The organism is Pedobacter sp. WC2501, from assembly GCF_052682415.1.
Genome location: NZ_JBQZFI010000001.1, coordinates 912975 through 935119, shown reverse-complemented (window position 1 = coordinate 935119; position 22145 = coordinate 912975). Strand labels below are relative to the sequence as shown.

At 39.2% G+C, this 22145-nt stretch carries 18 protein-coding genes; 3 read left to right on the top strand and 15 right to left on the bottom strand.

The window, feature by feature from the left end:
* Positions 1-40: 40 nt before the first annotated feature.
* On the bottom strand, positions 41-1390 hold the full coding sequence (locus ACUN24_RS04045; protein ID WP_445561364.1) for an ATP-binding protein: 1350 nt from the start codon (positions 1388-1390) through the stop codon (positions 41-43).
* Between the two features lie 1210 nt (positions 1391-2600).
* Between ACUN24_RS04045 and ACUN24_RS04040 the strand changes: the two genes are divergently transcribed.
* The gene (locus tag ACUN24_RS04040; RefSeq protein ID WP_445561363.1) at positions 2601-3002 is read left to right on the top strand and encodes a DUF1842 domain-containing protein; all 402 of its coding nucleotides are present in this window, start codon (positions 2601-2603) and stop codon (positions 3000-3002) included.
* Positions 3003-3170: 168 nt separating this feature from the next.
* Here ACUN24_RS04040 and ACUN24_RS04035 read toward each other — a convergent pair whose 3' ends face one another.
* The 8 genes from ACUN24_RS04035 to ACUN24_RS04000 all read right to left on the bottom strand — a co-directional run bounded on the left by ACUN24_RS04035 (position 3171) and on the right by ACUN24_RS04000 (position 13569).
* The gene (locus tag ACUN24_RS04035; protein WP_445561362.1) at positions 3171-3839 is read right to left on the bottom strand and encodes a response regulator; all 669 of its coding nucleotides are present in this window, start codon (positions 3837-3839) and stop codon (positions 3171-3173) included.
* A gap of 1 nt (position 3840) precedes the next feature.
* Positions 3841-4632, bottom strand: a complete 792-nt coding sequence (locus ACUN24_RS04030) for a sensor histidine kinase (RefSeq protein WP_445561361.1) — start codon at positions 4630-4632, stop codon at positions 3841-3843.
* Positions 4613-5257, bottom strand: coding sequence for a hypothetical protein (locus tag ACUN24_RS04025; protein WP_445561360.1), 645 nt, complete (start codon positions 5255-5257; stop codon positions 4613-4615). The genes ACUN24_RS04030 and ACUN24_RS04025 overlap by 20 nt, the downstream gene beginning before the upstream one ends.
* Before the next feature lie 18 nt (positions 5258-5275).
* Positions 5276-5725: a hypothetical protein gene (locus ACUN24_RS04020; RefSeq protein WP_445561359.1), complete on the bottom strand. Its 450-nt coding sequence runs from the start codon at positions 5723-5725 to the stop codon at positions 5276-5278.
* Between the two features lie 601 nt (positions 5726-6326).
* Positions 6327-6815 carry a papain-like cysteine protease family protein gene (locus tag ACUN24_RS04015; RefSeq protein WP_445561358.1) on the bottom strand — a complete coding sequence of 163 codons (489 nt, stop codon included), beginning with the start codon at positions 6813-6815 and terminating at the stop codon, positions 6327-6329.
* A gap of 66 nt (positions 6816-6881) precedes the next feature.
* The gene (locus ACUN24_RS04010) at positions 6882-10361 is read right to left on the bottom strand and encodes a hypothetical protein (protein WP_445561357.1); all 3480 of its coding nucleotides are present in this window, start codon (positions 10359-10361) and stop codon (positions 6882-6884) included.
* Between the two features lie 33 nt (positions 10362-10394).
* Positions 10395-11987 carry a hypothetical protein gene (locus ACUN24_RS04005; protein ID WP_445561356.1) on the bottom strand — a complete coding sequence of 531 codons (1593 nt, stop codon included), beginning with the start codon at positions 11985-11987 and terminating at the stop codon, positions 10395-10397.
* Between the two features lie 25 nt (positions 11988-12012).
* Positions 12013-13569, bottom strand: a complete 1557-nt coding sequence (locus tag ACUN24_RS04000) for a hypothetical protein (RefSeq protein ID WP_445561355.1) — start codon at positions 13567-13569, stop codon at positions 12013-12015.
* Positions 13570-14399: 830 nt separating this feature from the next.
* Here ACUN24_RS04000 and ACUN24_RS03995 point away from each other — a divergent pair.
* The gene (locus ACUN24_RS03995; RefSeq protein ID WP_445561354.1) at positions 14400-15011 is read left to right on the top strand and encodes a GIN domain-containing protein; all 612 of its coding nucleotides are present in this window, start codon (positions 14400-14402) and stop codon (positions 15009-15011) included.
* 1045 nt (positions 15012-16056) lie between these two features.
* Positions 16057-16890, top strand: coding sequence for a TdeIII family type II restriction endonuclease (locus ACUN24_RS03990; RefSeq protein ID WP_445561353.1), 834 nt, complete (start codon positions 16057-16059; stop codon positions 16888-16890).
* Here ACUN24_RS03990 and dcm read toward each other — a convergent pair.
* From dcm to ACUN24_RS03960, 6 genes are all read right to left on the bottom strand, one after another.
* The gene (gene dcm / locus ACUN24_RS03985) at positions 16887-18155 is read right to left on the bottom strand and encodes a DNA (cytosine-5-)-methyltransferase (protein WP_445561352.1); all 1269 of its coding nucleotides are present in this window, start codon (positions 18153-18155) and stop codon (positions 16887-16889) included. The two genes, ACUN24_RS03990 and dcm, sit on opposite strands and share 4 nt — an antisense overlap.
* Positions 18156-18421: 266 nt before the next feature.
* Positions 18422-18601, bottom strand: a complete 180-nt coding sequence (locus tag ACUN24_RS03980) for a histone H1 (RefSeq protein WP_445561351.1) — start codon at positions 18599-18601, stop codon at positions 18422-18424.
* Positions 18602-18809: 208 nt separating this feature from the next.
* Entirely contained in the window at positions 18810-19313 is a 504-nt protein-coding gene (locus ACUN24_RS03975; protein ID WP_445561350.1) for a very short patch repair endonuclease, read from the bottom strand.
* A 351-nt stretch (positions 19314-19664) separates the two neighbouring features.
* Positions 19665-20786 (bottom strand): hypothetical protein, encoded by a 1122-nt coding sequence (locus ACUN24_RS03970; RefSeq protein WP_445561349.1) that lies wholly within the window; start codon positions 20784-20786, stop codon positions 19665-19667.
* Between the two features lie 616 nt (positions 20787-21402).
* Positions 21403-21930, bottom strand: coding sequence for a thermonuclease family protein (locus tag ACUN24_RS03965; RefSeq protein ID WP_445561348.1), 528 nt, complete (start codon positions 21928-21930; stop codon positions 21403-21405).
* Positions 21912-22121: a hypothetical protein gene (locus tag ACUN24_RS03960; protein WP_445561347.1), complete on the bottom strand. Its 210-nt coding sequence runs from the start codon at positions 22119-22121 to the stop codon at positions 21912-21914. The genes ACUN24_RS03965 and ACUN24_RS03960 overlap by 19 nt, the downstream gene beginning before the upstream one ends.
* Positions 22122-22145: the final 24 nt, after the last annotated feature.

Sequence of the window (22145 nt, the reverse complement as noted above, 5' to 3'; positions counted from 1 at the left end):
TATTTTAATTCTTTTGAAAAAAATCGTGTAAACTGCTAATCTAGATTTGTGTTTTGAACCAGGTTAGGTAATTCTCGATTTGAGATACCAGATAATAAGGGAGATTCAATAGTTTATATTTCTTTCCGCCGGGGGTAACGGCGTCGGTAATGTGCAGCGAGCCTGCATAAAATCGGATGGCCATATTATGTGGGGACAGATCCATAAACATATGCAAGGATTTTAATTTACCTTCAGCTCCTGATTTCACTTCTACCGGAATTAGTTGCCCTTCAAAAGGTACAACGTAGTCCACCTCCGCACTTGAAGTAGTCTTCTCCCGTACCCAAAAATGGAGTGCACTTAAGGATTTAAACTGTGTAGCTAATAACTCTTGACCAACCAAGTGCTCAATTAAGGTCCCTTGATAAACTTTATTTAAATCATCAGTTCCTAAAATCTCTGTCTGTATGCCAGCAAAATAATTAAGCATTCCAGTATCCAGCACCTGAAGCCTTGGAGATTTCCGATAGTCTGGCAGCAAAGGCAGTTTTACGTCACTTGACGGGTAAATGAGCTCAATTAACAGCGCCTTTTCCAGCGTTCTTAATGCTTCTCCCATATCCCTGGACCGGTAGGGCGAATTTCCAAAACCTTCAAATTTAATACGCTGACCGGCCTGTCCAAATGATGCTCTTATCGCATGACCTATATGTAATGCCTGTGCATTTGTGCCAGCATATTTCTCTACATCGTCCATATATGCCGTAATCAACGAATCAAAGATTGATGACAACTCCAGTAGATCTTTGTTCTTACTATACTCTTTAATAACTTCTGGCATTCCCCCTATAAGTGCATAGGTATGAAATAGCTGCATGAGTTTATCATGTGTAAAGGGTGGTGCGGGTACCTGTTGTAAATAATTTATCGTTTCCCGCTCATCCATAGCACTCAAAAATTCTGGAAAAGAAACAGGTCTTAAAACCATATATTCCACTCTTCCGACCGGAAAGCTAATGTTTTTATCAAATAACGTTTCGAGCATACTACCCGCGGCTATTACTGCAATCCCTGGTTGGTCTTCATAAAAATAACGTAGAATGTTTAAGGCCTCAGGCACTTCCTGTATTTCATCGATAAACAAAAGTGTATCGTTTCTTTGGGTAAGTGACTGATTTTTAATAAAAAACAAAGACTGCACGAGTAGTTCGATCGTTGTGAACTCTTCAAAAGGCTTTCTGTCAACAGCAAGCTCGAGATTGAGATAGATGTACTGCTTAAATTTTTTTGAAAATTGCCCAACAACGGTCGTCTTACCTACCTGTCTAGCGCCTCGTATCACTAATGGCTTACGATTTGATTTGGTAAGCCATTTTTCTAACTCTGTAAATATTATCCTATCGAACATTTGACAAAAACTTTAATTCCAAAACTACTTGTTGTTACAAAATTAGGGTTAATTAGTGAATATTTCGTCACAGAATTAGGGTTAATTAATAGATTTTCTGCTACAGAATTAGGGTAAATATAATTAATAATTGTAATAGAATTAGGGATGTGTTGTTGTTACTGAAATGTTCGCGAAAACCATTTATTAATTTTCTTGATATTTTGTAGCCAGTTGTGTTTAGATGATTTTTCTTGTGTTAAACGAATTCATTTCGTAAATTTGAGTGATAACATTTGAGCCCAATAACAGTCATTTTGGATCGTTAGTGAGTCGAAATTGTGTTTTGCAAGTAATTGTTAGTCAGGAGGTTGTTTAAATAAAGCTTGTTCTGGCTTCGTCGGAACCACTTCCTTAGATATAAACCAGAACATTGTCGCGGAAGTCGTTGATTTTCAAGACCTTTTTTCGGTTTTTATAGCACATTAAGACCCCTGGTTGTTCATTCTGAATGACTGGTTTTAGTGAGACGAAAATTCACTTACTCTTGTAAAGAATTAAAGGACAGTAGTTTAATAAAAAAAGGTATTTTCAGTTGCTATACCGGACTTTCTTATATTGACGTGAAGCAGCTTCAGTTGGACGAGATCTCAAGAGGAGATGATGTTAACTTGAGGCTAAGGTTATCCTTGATCCTTACGATCAGCACCGCATTGGTGTAATACGTTTTAAGCTTGATCCGGATAGTCCATTTAAATTACGATCAAAACATGTTTGCTCCTCCAATGACCGCTTACGAGCAACTTGAAGCAACATCCAAATCTGACGTGATTGATCCTCATGGGATACTCAATTAGCCAAGCAATATAAAATTAAGGTTTCCGAGGATTTTTATTGGAATTTCTCCTGTAAATACTATGCAATTTATTATAGGAGATTGGGCAGAGCCCCCAGCTGAAAATGCATTCATTTTGCTTCAGCAATGACATTACTGGGACAGCAAGATGGAGCAGATCATGCCAGAGGCATCAGCTATCTTGATCTTGCAGAATTCATCAGTTTTCAGTGCTAAATTTAAATAGGATCCGGGATGCCCAACTTAATAGCAGATACAGCAAAAACGAGTATAAATACCTGTTTTATCATTCGCGTTTTTCTACGCTGGGAACGGTCAGGCATTCCTCATTACTTTGACATAAGAAATAAATTAAAAAACTTTAAATGTAAAGTCATGTCAGAACAAAAAACAAAAACCGGTACTTTTCATGTGATCTATCTAATCGAATCTCCGGTAGGTACTGCTCCAATCATCGAATTTAATTTAATCGTCAATACAGTGTCCAAAAGGATAACTGGTTCGGCCACTCTTCGTGGACCGGGCATCGATGCTGACGACGAAATCAGGGGTGAATACCATTTTCAGACCACTATGCCTCATAAAACATCAATTATGGCAAATTTAACCGGGTATGCTTACTTTCAGCCGATAGGCCTCCCTGCTCCAAATTTAAAGGCATCATTGCTTTTAACTGACGATTGGCAAAGTGGTAAAGCCGTATATGAATATCTTGAAAATGGTCATTGGGTAAAAGTAGAAGGATCTGTGCGGAAACTTGAAATAGCAACGGTTTAATCGCAATTTCGGAGCAAGCGAATGAAAATAATTGTTTTTTCTAAGCGATTAACTTCAAAACTATTGCTGTAAGCAAATTTGCCTTAAAGTAGCTCTATCAGGATTAAATATTTTCGTTGGTGTATCTTATCATTTTATAATTATTGCAAAACTTTGGTTTTGCAATAATTATAAATCCAGGCTAAATATACCTGCTTTTACAGCAAACAACACAAGGCCGGCGGTATTGCGGCACCCGGTTTTAAGAATAAGGTTATTGCGGTGCCCTTCAACCGTACGTACGCTTAAATATAATTTTCCGGCAATTTCAGCAGCGCTAAGTTCATTACATATCATCTCAAGCACTTCCCTTTCTCGCTTTGTAATATCTGCAGTTATATCCGCCAATTCCCTGTTTTTTTTGTTCTTGAAATTTGCTGTATGCTGTAAAGCCTGCATGGTTTGCTGATTGATGTAAAAACCGGTCGTGTGCACCGTATTGATAGTGGTTATCAATTCGTCCTTATTGCAGTTTTTTTCAAGATAGGCATCGGCGCCGGCGGCTATCATTTTTGAGATAAGCCTTTCCTGTATCAGAACCGATAATACCACAATCTTTATTTGGGGGTACTGTTTCTGTAAAATTTCATTCAGCTCAATACCATTCATACCGGGCATGCTCATATCTATCAGGGCGATATCGGGCAGCGTGTGCAGGCCCTTTAATTTTTCCAGAAAGTCAGGCCCACTATGCGCATCGGTAACCAATTCAAAGCCAGGGATACTATTAATCAGCATTCCCAAACTCTGCCTGAAAATATTTTGATCATCCACAATGGCTATTCTGATATTTTCCATGTTAAATAACGGGTATTATTTTGATCAGCATACTAAACCCGCTAAGCTGGTTTTGGCCCATGGTAAAATCAGCTCCTATAATTCCGAGCCTGCTTTCAATATTCTGCAGACCAATCCCATTTTTTGTTTTGATATTCTTTGGCATTCCACGCCCATCATCCTGATAGCTCACGCTCATGTAACCGCCCTCGGTTTCAAAGCTGATGTATGCCCGGTTAGCCCCAGCGTGTTTAATCGTGTTATTCAGCAACTCTTCCATTACCCTGTACAATGAAATAGCTGCGGCTTCATTGAGCCGATCAGGGAGGTCACCGGCTTTATTGCTGATGCTGACCTGCAGACCGCTGTGTAGTGTTACAAATTCGCTTAATTCTTCCAGCGCGCCAATAAAACCATAAAGCAAGATGCCCGCCGGAGACAAGTTGTGCGAGATATTACGCACATCCAAAATTACCTTATCAATAATTGATTTACACGAGTTTTTAAACCTGTCGAGGTCTGCGGATGTGCTGCGGTTAAACATCTCGATAGTGATTCGCAGATTCGAGAGCGCGGTGCCCACATCGTCGTGTAGATCCTGTCCTATTCGTTTACGCTCGGTCTCCTCCGATTCGATAACCGTTTGCAACAGTTCTTTTTGATGGGCAATTTCGGCCTGTTGTATTTGCCTTTGCTGCCGCAGCAGCTTGTTTTGGTGCCTGATGAAAATCACAACAAATGAAACAACCAGCATAAAAACTCCGCCGATGCTTAGCAGCAACAGTATAAAAATATTATCGCTCGTTTTTTGCATATAAAAACCCGGTGGTAAATAACAGGTACATCACCATCACAAGGGTAGCGTGTATGGTAACAAAAAGATAAGCCACAGTTGAGCTCACCTTTTCAATAAGTACATTCAGAAACGCAAAATAAAAAAGAGAACTGCCAAAATAAACCAGCAAGCCGCTTACCATCCAGGTGAGCGGATAATATACCCATGATTTTTGATTTTCGGTTTCGCTGTATTTTAAAAAATAAAACAAACAGAATGCAATAATAATTAATGCGGCAACCGGCCGCGGGTACGAATTAAACCGATGAATATCCTGTATAAAAACAAAATTAATGATACCAAAAACGGGGAAAATAACCATTAACCACCCGGCAAGCCTAACCGCCGCCGGGTGGTTTAAGGCTAATTGAAAAAATCGCATGATAAACAAAAATTCAATTATGGTATAAACGTGCAATAATGGCAGGTTATTGATATGCCGCATGCCCAGCAGCCGCTCGGCAACATTAGTTATGCCGCTAAAAACCAGGTAGAATAATATTATTTTAAAGCTTCTGGTTTTATAGACTTTTATTATCAAACCGGCAACTATGGGTAGCAGTACTAGTGCCGGTACTATTATAGCAATATAAAATAGCTGCATAAATATTGATCAGCAGGGTCAGTCGGATGTAGGAAAAGGGATATATAACTCACTTGACATATTGCAAACCGGCGGACAAGGGGTAGTAAAGTCGTATACCAATAGGTCTGTTTCGGTAGGATCATTTGCAATCGGGTCTATTGCTTCACCTGTGTCTTTTAACAATACTGGAACTATAAGCCCGTCCAGATCGCCAACGGTGGGCTGCGCTTCTCCGCCAAGGCCAAAATACACCCTTATTCCAACTGCACCGGTATATTTTTCTTGTAATTGTTTGATGTCATCCATTGAGATTAGTATTGCCCTTGGTATTTTTTTAGGGTTATCTTTAAATTCAGGCATACCGCCAATCGTTTCCAGCCATCGCTTTACGCGTTTTTTTGCCGTTTTTAGGCTAATAGTTTTATCATGAATGCTGTGCAATTCTATCTCATTATTGCTGACGTAATCTTTATAAATTTTGTCCATTTTTTTCGATTGTTATATTTTTTTATAGGATCAGTTACTAGCACTCGCCTTTTTTGCGGCCAGCCAGTAAAACGTAATTGATGTAAGTAAATTATTTTGTAATATTTATCAATCTTTTTTATCAACCATAGGCTTAGGTATATGTTAGTTTAGAGGTTGCTGTAAAAATATAAATTGCTGGCAGCATTGAAATAAAAACCCGCGAACGCTGTTTTACTGAAAAAATTACATTGTGCCGGCTCCTTCAGCAGGTATCAGGCACTTAAAAAAAACAGGTTTGTCATTGTTTGATAGATTGAGGTTAATTCAAAGCAATCTACAAATATTTGAGATATTTATCTACGAAACGAGTTAAATTTCATTCAATAATAATGTTACAGATATATAGTGCCAAATTCAACAACTCCTTGAAAGCAAATGCCTGAGAAATAGCAAGTATTTATAACAAACTACTGTAGGACCTATCCCGAAAAAAATTGACTAAATTTAAATAGCTTTTATAGCTATATCTTGAGTTCATTAATTGGTTTCCGATGTTGATTTTTGACGAAAAATGTGAGTTGTAGTATTTCACGACTTTACTGACCTTCGCAGTTAAATACTAATCTGCTTTGGTAAAAAAAGTATTTACCCATGTTGATTTGCCCTGGTAATTATTTAACAGATCTTGATAAGATAAAATGGACATTTGAGGTTGCCGGGAATCCCAAACAGTAAAATGTTGGTCGCAGTTAACGGCGCTTACAACTATCAGGTGGCCTGTTGCCGAGTTATTCCATTTAATAACAGCAATCACAGGGCGTTGATTGATCAGTTCTTCAATTAATTGATCTTTTGATACTGCTTCCGGTATTGCTTTTTTTTGCAAACCTGCAATTTCAAGTACTTCGCCAATAAACTGCGGTATGTTACAAATCGAACAGCTTACGCCTGCACATTTGCATTCTTTGCCCAAAACCCGCCATGCTAATTGCACCTGATCCTGAAACTCGGTTTTCCCGTAATAACGGGCTATAGATTCCGCGGCGGCCGCCCAGCACCAGTTGCTTTTAAGTTGCTTGTCTATATTAAAAGTAATTGATTCAACCATTTTGCAAGTAAATTAAAAACCAGGAGCTGGCAGGCCCCTGGTTTTTGTATTAAACAGTCATCTGGATTAGCCGCCTGGGTTAACATTATGAATTATTCCGTCAGATTGTAGGCAATTTACCAGCCCGATAATAGCGCCAATGTAAGCTATACCTGCACCAACTGCACCAATTATAAGCCCTGCTTCGGTTTTCTTAAAGGCCATGCCACCGGCTGCTGCTGCGCCACCGCAATTACTAAGCACATCCTGGGAGTAAGCTAGCGCATTTTCATCATTGAGCGAATCGGCGGGCATTGCCATACAAAATATAACACCATCTGCAATAGCTTCGGCGCCGGCCGCTATTTCTTTTTTGGGAATAAACTTAAACCCCAAATCCTTAATAATGGCCAATACCCAGGTACAGGTTTTTAAGACATAAGAGTCGTGGTTTTGATCATCTTTCTTTATCGGAAAAGACAATGCTGCCGTAAGCACCGAAAACCCCATGGCAATTTTGTCTAATGTACTTAACCCCTGATTTTCACCGTCATCATCTTCCATAAAACCAATGAGGGTTAATATGCTTGCCACTATGCCTGCCACGGATGCAATACTTCCGCCTATTTTTGAATAAGCTATTGCGCCTGATGAACTCCCTGCCAGTAAAAATGGCGAGGTTTGTTCACTAAACAAATTTTTATAATAATCTGGTGATTGCATGCCATAATCATCATGGGCAAATGGAGCATGACCCAATATAGTTTTGGAGATAAAGGTGTATGGAATGGCAATAATGAAGGCTACTGCATTAACTATGGTCAGGTCTTCTTCTTCGCCCAATAACGATGTAAAAAATTTGTACATCGTGTTAAGGAACGGAATATCGACAATCTCTGTCAAAGCAGCCGCTAAATCGCCCGCCAGGTCTTTTAAAAATTTCAGTATTCCCAGTATGATGGTTTTTATTGGGTCGATGACCAGTTTTATCAGATCTGCTATCAATTTATAAGCATCGGCAATATTCCCCGATAATAAACCTGTAAAATCCTTAAAAAACTGTTCCAGGTCATTAATCAAAACAGAAACGGTTGGTTGTATAACATCATTAACAAATTGCTCAAACGGATTGTGGCTAACACTACCTGATGAGCCGCCGCCGAATAAGTTATTATTAAATATTTGCGAGAATATCCAATCGCCTGCCGACGAATTTAAGGGGCTATCTATTGAACCTGACTGGCTGAGCGACTGGCTGGCGATATTGGCAGGTAATACCTGTTTCAGGATCATATCTTCGGCATTATTTAAAGTTGTTGATAAAAACGACTCCAGATCCTGCAATTTACTTTCCAGCAAACCTGCTCCATAATTAACTCCATTATTCATTAACGCAGCAATTACTTTATGAGTTTTCCAGATATCGTCTAAACCCAGCAAATGGCCTAACCAACGCAGTATGGCCTGCAGATCAATACCAATCAGTTTCAGTACCCAGTTTATTGCTTTAAATACAGTTAACAGGGTATCCAGTACAATGGTTAATATTTTATCCGCGATGCTCAGCACAAAGTGTAGGGCATCCCCTATTTTTTTAACCACGAAACTTACACCGTCTTTTAGGTAGGTAACTCCCTTTTCTACCAGTTTTATTCCGTCTACAAAAGCAGTTTCCAGCCATTTAAAAGCATCGCCCACGGCAGTTAAAAAATCGTCGCCGATGCCGCCCGCCCTAATAAATCCGCCAGCATCGGTATGGGGTTTCCAGGTTCCGTTTTCCAACTTCATCCCAATTATAAAGTTATCCGGCAGATGCGAAAGATTAAGCTTGCCTGTTTCCCTCGTACCCTTATCCGTTAACGAAGTAAACAAGTCACCATCCTTTACCACACCTGTTTTATGGGTTGCCGCGGCGCCGGTAAGTTGGCTTAAATTGGACGAAACGCCATCAAGGGTATCTGATGATTGCGTTTGCGTTAAAACTGGATTTCCATCAACGTCCTTCGCATTCTGCAAGTCGGCGCCAGAGCTTATTTGCGAAAGGCCATGCTGAATTTTACCATTTGGATAAATGTTCACTATTTTATCCAAAAATGCTGCATCCAGGTGAAAAATCGGCGATGCGATATTATCTGTCAGCTGGATGATATTGATCATCCCGCGACCATCTGTAGCCACTATTGCCGGGTTGTCCATATCCAAGCTATAAATTTTGCCGTTGATATTCACAAAAAGCCACTCAGACGAAGTGATGAAGACGTTTTGGTTGGGAAGGATTTTACCATCCTGGTCGGTAATTTTTACCTTGGTAGTAAACGAATCCAGGTTGATAAGGTAATCGCTTGCTTTTACATTAATGGTTCTTTGATTCCAGATGGTTGACGCGGGGTCCTGCCAGCAATGAATAAGGTTTTCGTTCTGGTCAACCAGGTAAAGCTCATTGCTGAGTTTAATTTTATTCCTTATTGGTGCAATGTGGATTGTTTCGGTATTAAACAGGATAGGATCGTTCCATGTATATCCTGCGCTGCTCTTTTTGCCATAAATATAGTAGAGGTTATTAGGGCTTACCATTGCCCAAACAGATATGCTGGATGCATCCTGGGTGATATACAACTGGTGTACATCTTTTATTTTATCAGTAACTACCTGGAAACCGCCATCCTTAATTTTACATCCGTTAAACAGAAATATGCCCTGCGCTGTGCCGATATAAAGGTCTGAGGAAATCAACATCGGGTTTGTTTGTGTACCATAGGCAGTTTGCATACAGTTATAGGTCATTTTTTGGTATTGCAGGGGTATCTCTGCATTACCGGGACTAAAATCATACACCAAACTGCCTTCAAACTTATCGGCAATGGTAGTACATTCCAATGTTTGCGAATCGCCTATGCCGTATAAAAAAAACTTGGCTTTCTGGCCGAAGGCAAAACCAATTTCAATTTCGGTGGCCTGGTGCACATTTTCCGGTAGCTCCATTTTAACGGCGGTAAAATCGGTGCCATTGATCTCGTAATAATATTCATTATCGTTTATTTTACCGGTTGCCAGTACCATGGCGTTATTATTGATGTCGGTTGTTCCCAGCCGAATGTGATCGGCAATGAACGAGGCATCAATACCCTGCGCCTTTTTGCATAAAGTAGCGAATGTAGACCAGTCTGCATTATTCGGAATATTTTCAGCAATAAAAACATCCGTAAAACCAGTAGTTTTAAGTGATAAGGAAAAGGCTATTGAAATCCGGCCTTTTAAATCTTCGCTGATATCAAAGGTTATGGCCTTGTCATAGTCTTTAAAACCATCCATTAAGTTGATGGACGAAAAGCCATCGACTGATCCTGCCGAAAATTGCAATAAGCGTAAAATACCATCTGTACCAATGGTAAATATTAAGGGCTGCCCTTTGCTGTCCTGTGCCACCAGGATATTATCATTGGGTTCAATTGGCGAGGCTTTGACCTGATTTTTCATCAGTTCGCATGAAACAAGTATCTGTGCTGATTTTACATCCTGTAAACCAGTTGATGGCAATGTTAAAATGTCATTGAAATGGGTTTCCATATTTTAATAGTTGAGAAGATTAAAAACAAGCAATTAATGATCTGTTTTGTAGGTTAATGACAGGTAGAAATTAGCTTCTGAGTCGATAGATGGGGTTTTGAAATAAAATACCTGTCCGCCGGGCAGTAAAATAGTAGTGCGCACCGCATTAGATAAATTGCCAAAGGCAACACCCATATTGCCGATTTGCGGAATATGTAAATCCAACAGGCCATCAAACAAGCCGGTAAAAAATCCCTGGTCGAGGCCGCCTGTAAGGGCATCCAGAATTCCACCCAATATTTTACCTATCCAGGCAAAAGCCTTAGCGCATGTATTCTGATCAGAGTCGGAAGTGAGGTTGTCAATCTTACTGCTGTTCGTAACCTTTAAGGTAGGGTAACCGGATGCATCTTTTGTTGCTTCGATAGTAAACAGGCCCGACCAGTCAACCGTACCACCTGCATATGCTTTTGCGGTACAAAGCCCCATGTCTTTATCAACTTCTTTATACAACTGTACATGCCCTTTCAATACAATATCAACACTTGTAGCGTTGTTGTTAAAGCTCACGTCGATAGTATTTACATATTGGTCATTGCCCGAACTCACATTTGATATGGTATAGCTAATGCCCGTTGCTGTAAAAGCGCGGCCTTGCTCATACGTATTTCCCGAAGTCACGTTTATGTTATCTTTTATCTGGTCGAATACGCCGCTCTGAAAGTTTTCATACAAGGGTCTTAATATCAGGTTTTCAACCAGGTCGTTATGCGAGATAATCATTTTGGCATTTATATCCTCATTATCCCCTATCCAGTTGGTATCAAAAGTTCCGGGCGAGCCTGAAATATGGCCGAAACCGCCTTTGGTAGCCAATACAAAATTCAGGTTGCTCTTTCCTGGTATTACCGCATCGCTATACATCGAATAGGTGGTGCCTACCGGCTTAAGCTCGTCAGGTACAACTTCAGTAACCGGAACCTGGGTTTGGTCTGTCTGGGCTATGGCATAGCCCAAAACATAAGGATTGCCTGTTGCAATTAACCATTTTAAATAAAATTGCATAAACAGCACCATTTGCTCAATGCCTATGTCGCCCGAACTGCCTGCTGTGGTATGGGTTGGGTTAAACTGCAGCAAATCAACCGATTCAAAATCCATCAGCAATGAGTTTACGCTGAACATATTATCGGTAAAGTTTTTTAGCTGTGCTTCAACTAAGGGTGGTACAACTATCTTTTTGCCAATATCATCCTGCTCCAGTTTGTACAGGTCCATATTCACATCAATGCCATAAGCCCAATCAGCAATATCAAAATTGGTAAGTTGTGACATAGGCCCCTGTCCGATCCAAAACGCAGCTGTGCCCGAAACCATGTTTAAAACAAAGGTGATATCTAAACCACTGTTTGAAATATTAATCTGCGGCAGAATATTGGCATTGATATATGAGCAGCCATCCGGAATTTGGCTTGCATCGTCCAATACTTTATAAACATATTTTCCCTTTTCAATTGTTTGTACTAAAATAAACGAAGGGTGGATGGTACCAACTCTTGAAAGATGCGTAAGCTGATCGTTAATGGTTTGTTGAGTCATGGATACAACCATGTCAAATTGTTCAAAAATACTTGTGTTTTTCATCACGATTAAGTTTTAACTATGTTAATTAATTTGTTTTTGACAGATCGAGGTAAACGTTGCCGTCGCTATCAATAGTTGGTGATGCAGGCGATGCTGACAGCTGATAATTTGAACCCGTTGGCATAATAATGAGGCCTGTAATTACACTCGAAAAATTGTCCAGGCCGATAGAAATATCGCCAATGCCTGGTATATCAACGCTCATCGCGCCATCCAGCAGATTCGACAGCGCACCGCCATCGGTCCAAAATGTAAACAGGTCAAGAAAGCCACCCAATATTTTGCCCATCCACGAAAAAGCATCCGCACAGGTATTGGTACCATGGTCAGAATTTTTGCTGGTAATACCGAAACTCTTATCCAAATTCAACTGCCCGTTTCTGATGTTTAGTGTAACCGTTCCGGCCCATTGGATGTTGGCGCTTGCATGCGCCCTGGCTGTGCAAAAAAAGGCATCTTTAGATACTTCTTTATAAATATTAATGGCTCCGTTCATACTTAGAACAATTGAATCAGGGGCATTTTGAAGGCCAACGGTAAAGGTGTTTACATACTGGTCATCGCCTCCGTTAACATTTGACATGTTGAAACTCCAGTTGCTGCCGCTCACGGTTTTTGCTGCATTATAGGGCTGACCGGGACCAACACTTACATGTTGCGAAACCTGTTGAAATACCTGCTGCTGCAAATTATTATAGAACGGAACAAGGATCAAAGCCTCCAGCAAACGGAGGTGTGAAATGATTATTTTGCCATCAGGGTTGCTGTTTGCCGAAAACCAGTTGCTATCAAGTGTTGGCGAACTGCCCTGTATATTAACAAAACCGCCTTTGGTAACCATGGCGTAGTTCAGGTTGCTTGTGCCAGTGTTCACATGGTCAGCAAACATTGAATAGTTGGCTCCGGTAGGTGTTAGTTCGGCGGGGATATTTTGCGAAAATGTGCTATTATTATTTGCATTGGCATTATAGCCTAATATGTAGGGATTGCCGCTGGCTGATAAATGTTCAAAATAAAAGCTCATAAACTCCGTCATTTCTGCCGGGCACGAAGTTTCAGCCGGTATGGTGCTTTTCAGGTCTGTAGAAACAAAATCCATAAAAAGGCAGCTGATTGAAAGGTTATCAGCACTAAAGTTATTAAGCTGCTCCGCTACCGCCGGCGAAGGTATCTTTGTGCCATCGGGCTTAAATTCCGAAAGATCGAGGTTAACGTTAAAGCCATACTTCCATCCCGTCATATCATACTGTTTAAGTTCGGCCAAGGGGCCAAAGCCATTTTTATCAATAAATGAAGCTTTGCCGGCATCAAAATTTAATACCAGAACTATATTGCTGCCAGATTGATCTATACGTACAGCAGGTGTAATATTTCCGCTGATGTACTCCGCTCCTGCCGGGACCTGGCTCTCGTTATCCCATACCGTATAGTTATAATTACCGCTATTATCTGCGGTTCTTGATAATACTACCGTTGGCTTGATTGTTCCACCGGTAACGAGTTTTTTGAGTTCCTGATTTAGCGTATCTTCCGTAAAAGATACCACCATATCATACTGATTAAAGATGAGTTTGTTTTCCATGATTTTAAGAGGCTTGAAATATCTGTTGGTTTTGATTGTATTTTAGGTTCAGGATATGGCACACCTGCGGCCATAGCGTTTTGATGCTTTACAGGCAGCGGTATTGGGTTCGGTTGTATTAAAAGAGCTGTGCTGATAAGGTGGTTCAGTCGCTTGCCTGGTTTTTTGTTTTCATCATGTTTTTCTATTAAGCCGATTCGTGCTCCGCTTAATTTTCTCAAATTAACACTATCAGAAACATCTGTTTAACCGAAAAAATACGGGAAAGTAAAACCAGGTAGAACTACGTGGTCGCTAAATGAATGAATACCATTTTAGCATAGGTTTAAATATCTAATATGCTTAATACAGCAAGCTAATTACAGCATTTCTGATATTTGGAGGCCAGCTTTTAACAGTCAGGTCTTTGGAATAACAAAAGAAAGTCAGATCGAATTACTTATAACTGGTCGTTATCCCAAACAATAATTTTAACCTGGGCTACATGCACATCCTCCATATTTGTTATGCCAACCTGTTTGCCAAATCATTCAATTACTTAATTTACTTATCTAGGCTAAAGGGGCTGTTTTCCATGTTCAAGGAGCTATAAACAATTGAAATAACCATTAGCATTTTTCTTAAAAAGACTGTAAAATGATAAGTAATGAGAATAAATAGTGGATTTCTGCAAGTCGTAATGGAAAGTTACGAACAGTTCGTCTAGAAATTACAGGCGTTGGTCTAGCGGTTACCGATGCTGGTATAATACAGGCTTTTTGGCTGCAACGTTTCAGGTATAGCTGCGTCTTAATAACAAAACAATAGCAAAAACCTAAAATATAAAAGATATGAAAACTCTAGCAAAAACCTTATTCGCAGCAGCATTAACAGCAGTAGTATTTACTTCATCAGCCATGGCAACTTTTGCCGCTGAGCCTGTCAAAGAAGAAACAAAAACTTCTTCGTTATCAACATTCAACCGGATCTGGGTGAGCGGGAATGTGAAAATCGTATTAACCCAAGGCGACAAGCAAAATGTAGAAGGTGCAAGCAACTACGACGCTGCAAAAACCTCAGTATCAACTGATGGAAAAACCTTATTTATCAATTCATTAGAAACAAGCCAGGTAACGCTAAATATTACCGTAAAAGATTTGGAAAGAATTGAAGCTTATGGCCAATCGGTGGTGGTAACCAGCAATAATTTTGATGTAAAATACCTTCAGTTATTTTTGAACCAAAGTGCTACAGCAAAAATTAAAACTACAGCAGGCAGTTTATATACCCTTGTTAAAGATGATGCGGTATTAAAATTAAATGGTACTGCTGGCCAAAGTACAATGATTGCAAGTAATATAAAAAATGTAAAATTAACTGGTTTTGCCAGTCTTAAATCTGAATCCTATGCTTCTGAAGCGATCATGGAAGCAGATCAAAATGCAATGGTTTTAGCAAAATAAAACTATCAATCAGATGAATTGAGCTGCCCATTGGGCGGCTTTTTTTGTTTAAGGGAGTGATTTAAAGAATATTCCTGTATAATGCGAAACCATAATATTGTAAGTTTTAAAAATGGGCATAAGTCGTTGCTGTTACCTCTACCCAGCAACCTTGGTTTTAAACCGGTAAAAAATTATAAATTCCTTGCCTGGATATTTAGGCAAGGAATTTATAACATTCAGGCGAAACGCCATTTTCTCATTAGCCAGTAAGCCAGGCCAAGTGCCACTACCAGCCCTATGCCCATCATGGCTCAACACGGCTTTTTGCTTTTAGTAATGTGTTGCGCCTTCGTTTTTAACTGTGTGCTTTCCAGTTTGCGACGAATTAACACAAATAATGAGCTAAAATGAGCCATTATAGCTGGCCCGTATTGCAGGAACCTGACTGCTTGTGGCAGCCAGATTAAGGGCAGCATAACCAGAACTAGTGCAACCCTTCGGCCAAACAAGGCCCTGGCTTTACCTTTTAGGTAACCAAAAGGTAAAGCCAGGGTAACCGTGGGGTAACCCTGGGGTTAACCTGGTACGAAGAAAGGGTAAACAAAAGGTAAAGAAGGGGTAATCAGGTACGGCCTTTTCGCTGGCTTTCCAGGTAGGCAGCCAGCAGATCTTTCAGATAAAAACGATCGCCGCCCGGTAGTTTTACAGGCTTTAAGGTGCCATCTTTTACCTTAAATTTGTAGGTGCTTTCGCTAATTTTAGCAGGAAGATGTTTCTATGCTGTTATTCGGTTGGTCAAACCCATGAAGTGGCTGAAATTGGTAGAGAATGTGGTTTTTACCTGTAAGTTTTAGCGCAAAACAACACTAAAAGTTGTTTAACATTCCCAATAATATTCAAGTTAATTGTAGATCAGCTATCATACCCTGGACTATTGCATATGTTATCCTCCAGTAATGGTTTTAAATTCCGTTCGGGCTAAAACCTATTGTAATTAATTTTATACTTGTTTTTAAGTTTAACTTAATGCTGTATTTATTTGTAAAAAGGCATAAATTGCAAGATGGAAAAAGACGCTCTCAAAACAATTATTAAGACTGCTACGATTAAAAGCATTATTAACTTTACTGACAGAACCCTTAAGAAAAAAAGCAATTTTCAGATCCTAGATTTATTAATGCCTAAAGAGCGGAAAATTAGATCTATTGTTGGCGGTATGGAAACTTCTATGGGAACCACATTATGGGAACCGTTGGCCAAAGAGATAGCGAAAGCAAATGGTTTCACCGTTATTAACCAAAAGCTACAGAAGCCAACAATTATGCCTGCATCTCTAGATGCCACATTAGGCCTAATCCGCAACGATCGCCAGAATTATACCAATAGTTTTAATGCCGAATCGAGCCATCAAGCGATCAAAAATGTTTGCCAGCCATTTTTAGTGAATCGAATAACCGAATTCTCAAAGGCCCCTACAGGCTCTGGAGTAGATATTTGGCTTTTTAAAGATGGCGTGGATTGGTTTTTCGACACTAAAACCGTTCAACCTAATGTAGGTGATTTCAAGAAATTTTTGGATCAGATAATGAATTGGTACGCTTATTATTATTCCAATAAACCAGACGGACAAGCGCGGGGAAGGATAGTATTCCCGTACAATCCCTATGATGGTGATTTTTGGGATAAGACCAAAGCTGGAGCCAAACCCCTAACTCCTGGGCTGGAAGCTTGGGTAGAGGATGATTTTTGGGATTTTCTCTCTGGTTACACCGGTACCTTCCATTTGATCAAGGAATCTTTTGCAGAGATAAACCAAGAGAGAACACTGGAAGCCTCCCTTGATAAAATTTTCGACCGAAATGCAAGTATAATCACTCCTGACCCTGACGAGGTTTAAACCAATTCAGCTATTTGTGCAACTTGTTCAGCATATACTTTATTTAAAAAGGTTACCAGTGATCCCCCGATTGCAGCTGCAAGATTAACCGGAACAGCATTGCCGATCTGTTTATATTGTGCCGAAACCGGGCCTTGAAACTCCCAATCATCTGGAAACGTTTGTATGCGTGCATATTCCCGTACAGTAAAAGGCCTGGTATGATCTGGGTGGCATCGCTCGGTCTGTTTTTGTGCCGGGCTACAGGTTAAAGTGAGCGATGGCTCGTCCCAACTTATTCTTCGGGCCATCCCTGTCTTTCCACCTCCCAGGAAAAAACTTTTCTGCATATATTGCTTTTGGATTTCCAATGGCAGATCTCTCCAATACCCTCCAGGAGGAACAAGATCCAACACCGCTTTTTTAGAGGCTGGATATTTCGTGCCCGGCGAATCTGCAGGAACATCACTATCGAAAAGCGAGCCTGCTTTCAGGGCATCTCTCAGGTTATAAACCTTCTTATTAGCTTGCGGGTATTCAAAATCAATGTCTATATCCTTTCTAATACCTACTAATATTAACCGCTCACGTTTTTGGGGAACATTATAGAAAATTGCGCGGAGCACCTTTGGGTCTACCACTCTGTAACCAATTTCGTCCAAAATAGCAATCATTGTTTTTAATGTCCTTCCAGAATCATGGTTTTGAAGCCCTTTAACATTTTCACCTATACATATCTTTGGATTGGTCTCCTGGACCGTTCTGGCAAATTCATAAAACAATGTTCCCCTGGCATCATCAAAACCAAATCTTTTTCCCGCATAGCTAAATGCCTGGCATGGGAAGCCTCCGGTTACTACGTCTACCTTGTCACGATATTCTGTAAAAGAAATATCCCTGATGTCGCCAGGAATAACATTCCATTTCGGCCTGTTTACCTGAAGGGTCTTAACTGCATATTTATCGAGTTCATTAAGGGCAAGACACTTAAGTCCAGCTTTTTCCAGTCCTATTGCCAACCCACCGGCGCCTGCAAAGAGTTCGAGAACGGTATATTGATGATCTGCTTTAGGCATAATTGTATTTTTCGTTTGGGCTGTAGAGTTGGTCATATCCTGAAATTCTTCGAATTGTATCAGTTGGCTTAAATAGTAATATCGGTAATTGCTCATAAGATCGCGGTGAGCGACCAATTTTTTAGCCCTATCCCACCGTCTCAAAGTTTCCATACTTTTATTGAGCACGTTAGAAACTTCTTTTAAGGAGTATTTATCTTTTATAACCATACTACACAACCTTATACATGGTTACAAATATAGTTGCTTTTAAAGATTTCACAAGAATACTAATAAAATTGGTTTTCCACATTGTATTAGTTTATAATTTTAATCAAAGATTGCCTGTGATTAAATTAAGATTTTACAGCACCAAGTTAAACCTAAAGGGCATAATCGAAAAAGCGTAGGTATTGATAGTAACTAAATAATAGCCTTTTAAGCATAAACAAGAAAGCCCGCGGAGTCCGCAGGCTTTTTTTCAATACAATAACAGATTATTTATCGCTATTTTTTTTCTCAGTTACTTCAGCTCTGATTTCTTGGGCTAAAACTTTTAAGTCTTGCATGGCTTTACGTACACGTGTACCTGCTGCAGCGTTACCGCCATCATAAAATTTAGTTACGTCTGCTTCAACTGAAGCAATTAGGTCTTGTACTTTTTTAAATTTGTCCATAATTTTTCTTTTATAAGGATTGTTACTTCCTTTTTTAATTACATGATATTCGTTTTCTTTCTACAAAAAACGAGCCGCAAAACTATTGCTTTCTGTAAAATAACCAAACATTTTGGTGACAAATTATTATAGATGATATAGATTACTTTTAAAAACCAATTATTGCGGGCTTTGTATTTCAAACCTACAAGCGAAGTACCAGTTTAATTTACGATAGTTCTGGTATCGGCCTATCTTTTGCAGACTCAATATAAAGGAAAACCTGATTTAAACATTTCTTAAGATCAGTTTTGATATCATGGTCCCAAAAACGCATTACTGTATATCCTGCTTCTTCTAACGATTTTTGGTTTATCCGATCGCGTTGCATATTTCTTTCAATTTTTGGAATCCAGAATTTGGCATTACTTTTTATTGTAAGTTTCTTTTTCTGCCATTGGAAACCATGCCAGAAACTCCCATCTACGAATATCGCCAGGCGGTATTTTCGGATAACAATATCAGGTTTTCCAGGCATGTTTTTAACGTGGATTCGAAAGCGGATGCCATTAGCCCATAATGCTTTTCTAAGAAGCACCTCGGCTTTGGTGTTTTTCCCCTTAATGTTGGCCATTATTTTACTCCGCTCGATGGTGGTATAGAAACCTGCGTCTTCTTCAAAGCGGGGAACCTTTATGGAGTCCTCCCCTTTAGGATATTCTTTTATGCCCATAAGGTAAAAACAAGCTGAGATATAATATGTTCTATTACATTGTTTTATTTATCCTGCATGTGATGTTGGCATTTTCTTCGCTAATTGTCATTTTAATACAAGTCATAGCGAACTTTATTTTTGGTTTTAATATGAGAAATCTGTTTTTATCTTGGCGTAATTTTAAAATAATTATAGGCCTGCAAGCTAAACTCTCAACTAATCTACCTTATCACAGAGAATTTTTCTTTTTCTCCTTTCCTATATTGCCAATATTGAAGGTTAACATTCAATGCGGCTTTTAAACGAACGAAGGCTTCTTTTTCGATAACTGTTAAGGAGTTAGGTGCTATAATGATTAAAGACTTAATTTTAAAAATGGTCATACCAGTAAGCATAATCCAGCAATTGGCCCAAAGCCTCGCGGATATTCTTTCGGGCATTAGAACTAGTCTTCACTTCCATTATTGTATAAGAATTATTTTTTTCCTTTAAAACCACATCTGCTTTATTGGATCCGAATTCACATATCTCAACAGATAAATTTTTCATTGAAACAGTATATTCTGGGCTTAGGTGATTAACGAGATCGTTGGTAATATCTGTATGTAACCTGGATACAGTACTTTCCTTTGCCTCCTGTGTACGGGTAAAAGTTTCAGTATTTTTCGCTATACCTGGTTTAAATACAAATTTATCCTCGGGTAAACTTTCAGTTAAAATCTTTAATAAATTGCTATCAACATGATAAGGCAAAAAGCGATTATATTTATCTCCCTTTAAACCTGGTACTGAAATAGGCTCTGAGTATATCTTGGCTTCCTCAAGCTTAAACCTTACATTAGGATAAAAGTTATTACCAAAACCTTTTAGATCGGCATCAACCTTTTTTAAGTCATTAACCATCTGTGTGTGGTATTGATCGAACAACTTTTTGCCTTGATTAAAAGCCGCACCAATTCTTAGTATTTCTAAATGTATTAGCTCGGCAACCAAATACCGTTCAGAAGTTGTACGTTCTATTGTAAATAGGTATGCCTTATTAATTAAACGCGTATCGGCTGTTAGATCTTCTACACCCCTAATGTATCCGTATTGATAGCCTTTTAATGTAAAATTGGGATTTAATAACCATTCTTCTCCACCGAAACCGAACTGAAGTTCGTATGCCACGTCTGACTTACCTTGATTTTGCACTTTCCAATTATGTCCAGAGGGCTTTACCCAATCATTAGTATTATAGGTTAACCTAAACAACCTCATATTCTTGTCATCTATCTTAACCCTTAACCCTATTAAATTATCCTTTCTTTCAAACAGCAGACTATAGTTTTTGATCCTTGCTGCTATCTGTGAAGATTCGGGAAACTGCCCATCACTAGGTCTTTCCCATAGCTGGCGCTCAGCTATAATTTTTGCGATTTCTGATGTGGTTAAAGCTCTCTTGGCATCAATTAATACATCCCTAATCACTTCGTGCAACAGTTTTGGCATAATTAATATTGTATGGATTATTGTGTAGTATATGTTCGATTAAATTATCTAGTTGATTTTGGTACCAAGTTAAAGCTGTTGTAAAATTTGCGCCTTTTCTAGTAACTTTCCCCAATGGTATTTCTAAAATGTGATGAGCGGAATGGCTTATACTCATAATAGCAAAAAAATCCCTTCTTGGCAAAAAAAATCGTGATCCCTTACCGAACTGATAAAAATATGATAGCTACCATTAGTATTATAGAAATTCTTAAAATCATGAATCTACCTAGGTGTATCGGTTGCCGTATTGATTACAATTCGTATTGGCTGCTTATTTTTATTTAAACCTTCCAATTGCCATAAAATCTTTAAAAGTCGGCGGTACCCTATGCAGTACATCTACAAAGCCTATAGTGAGCGAGTGTTGTGTGGTTCTGTAAATGGCTTCACCTTTTCTACGGAGTAGGATTCGCCAAGTAATAAAACAGTTCATATTAAGAGATTTATTTGATAATTGTTTATTTAAAAAAGGGATGTTTTTTTGAATCCAGGTCTGGTTTTTGAGCATAGCAATACTTATAAGTTAGTATTTTAATTATAGCTTATAATGTTTTTAGTAAAAAAGAGGCATTAATTATTGAGCTAAAGCATGCCTTTTTTCCCGCCACTCCCATGGGGCTACTGCATCTGCTTCCTGCCATAAACCTATTTTATTTTTCCTTGCGTTTATCTCCAATTGAGCATAAAGCGGATCATTCGAATATTTTTTATAGTGCCAGGCCATGCCCTGTTTAATCATTTCCTGGTTCACCACCTGTTTTTTGCTGTTAATCACTACAGCAATTAACCTTTTATAGCGATCGTATTTTTGGCCTTGCACCGTTACCAGCTGTCCGAAGCATAAATCAGACAGGGCTTGTTTGGCTTTATTCCCGAAAGGCTGGTGGCCACGTTTCTCGGGGCAATCAATATGGGCCAAACGGATTTTAATGGGCTGGTTTTGGTATAATGCTTCCATAGTATCGCCATCCATAATGCGGATCACTTTGGCGGTAAAGGAAAGGTGAGAATTGTTTAAAGGTTTGCTCTCGCCTGGCTGGATGAAACAGCTTTGCAGTGTTAATAATAATAAAACCAATACACTTACTTTTCCCACTTGCATAATGTTTTTCCGTCTTTTTTGGCTTTTTCTATTTCAATTGAAACTACCCGATAAGTGCAATTACCTAATCCACGGCAGTTGCTGTTATAATGGTATTTTTTAGCACCGGGACTGTTGCAAATGTACACGGTTGTGTTTTCTTTACAAGTGATGTTGATAACGAAAAAGATTAATAAGGAGAGGGTTTTCATGATGAGGGGATGATTTAAGAAAAT

Coding starts and splice junctions, on each gene's coding strand:
- ACUN24_RS04045 (WP_445561364.1), bottom strand. CDS start 1,390: ATGTTCGATAGGATAATATTTACAGAGTTAGAAAAATGGCTTACCAAA.
- ACUN24_RS04040 (WP_445561363.1), top strand. CDS start 2,601: ATGTCAGAACAAAAAACAAAAACCGGTACTTTTCATGTGATCTATCTA.
- ACUN24_RS04035 (WP_445561362.1), bottom strand. CDS start 3,839: ATGGAAAATATCAGAATAGCCATTGTGGATGATCAAAATATTTTCAGG.
- ACUN24_RS04030 (WP_445561361.1), bottom strand. CDS start 4,632: ATGCAAAAAACGAGCGATAATATTTTTATACTGTTGCTGCTAAGCATC.
- ACUN24_RS04025 (WP_445561360.1), bottom strand. CDS start 5,257: ATGCAGCTATTTTATATTGCTATAATAGTACCGGCACTAGTACTGCTA.
- ACUN24_RS04020 (WP_445561359.1), bottom strand. CDS start 5,725: ATGGACAAAATTTATAAAGATTACGTCAGCAATAATGAGATAGAATTG.
- ACUN24_RS04015 (WP_445561358.1), bottom strand. CDS start 6,815: ATGGTTGAATCAATTACTTTTAATATAGACAAGCAACTTAAAAGCAAC.
- ACUN24_RS04010 (WP_445561357.1), bottom strand. CDS start 10,361: ATGGAAACCCATTTCAATGACATTTTAACATTGCCATCAACTGGTTTA.
- ACUN24_RS04005 (WP_445561356.1), bottom strand. CDS start 11,987: ATGAAAAACACAAGTATTTTTGAACAATTTGACATGGTTGTATCCATG.
- ACUN24_RS04000 (WP_445561355.1), bottom strand. CDS start 13,569: ATGGAAAACAAACTCATCTTTAATCAGTATGATATGGTGGTATCTTTT.
- ACUN24_RS03995 (WP_445561354.1), top strand. CDS start 14,400: ATGAAAACTCTAGCAAAAACCTTATTCGCAGCAGCATTAACAGCAGTA.
- ACUN24_RS03990 (WP_445561353.1), top strand. CDS start 16,057: ATGGAAAAAGACGCTCTCAAAACAATTATTAAGACTGCTACGATTAAA.
- dcm (WP_445561352.1), bottom strand. CDS start 18,155: ATGGTTATAAAAGATAAATACTCCTTAAAAGAAGTTTCTAACGTGCTC.
- ACUN24_RS03980 (WP_445561351.1), bottom strand. CDS start 18,601: ATGGACAAATTTAAAAAAGTACAAGACCTAATTGCTTCAGTTGAAGCA.
- ACUN24_RS03975 (WP_445561350.1), bottom strand. CDS start 19,313: ATGGGCATAAAAGAATATCCTAAAGGGGAGGACTCCATAAAGGTTCCC.
- ACUN24_RS03970 (WP_445561349.1), bottom strand. CDS start 20,786: ATGCCAAAACTGTTGCACGAAGTGATTAGGGATGTATTAATTGATGCC.
- ACUN24_RS03965 (WP_445561348.1), bottom strand. CDS start 21,930: ATGCAAGTGGGAAAAGTAAGTGTATTGGTTTTATTATTATTAACACTG.
- ACUN24_RS03960 (WP_445561347.1), bottom strand. CDS start 22,121: ATGAAAACCCTCTCCTTATTAATCTTTTTCGTTATCAACATCACTTGT.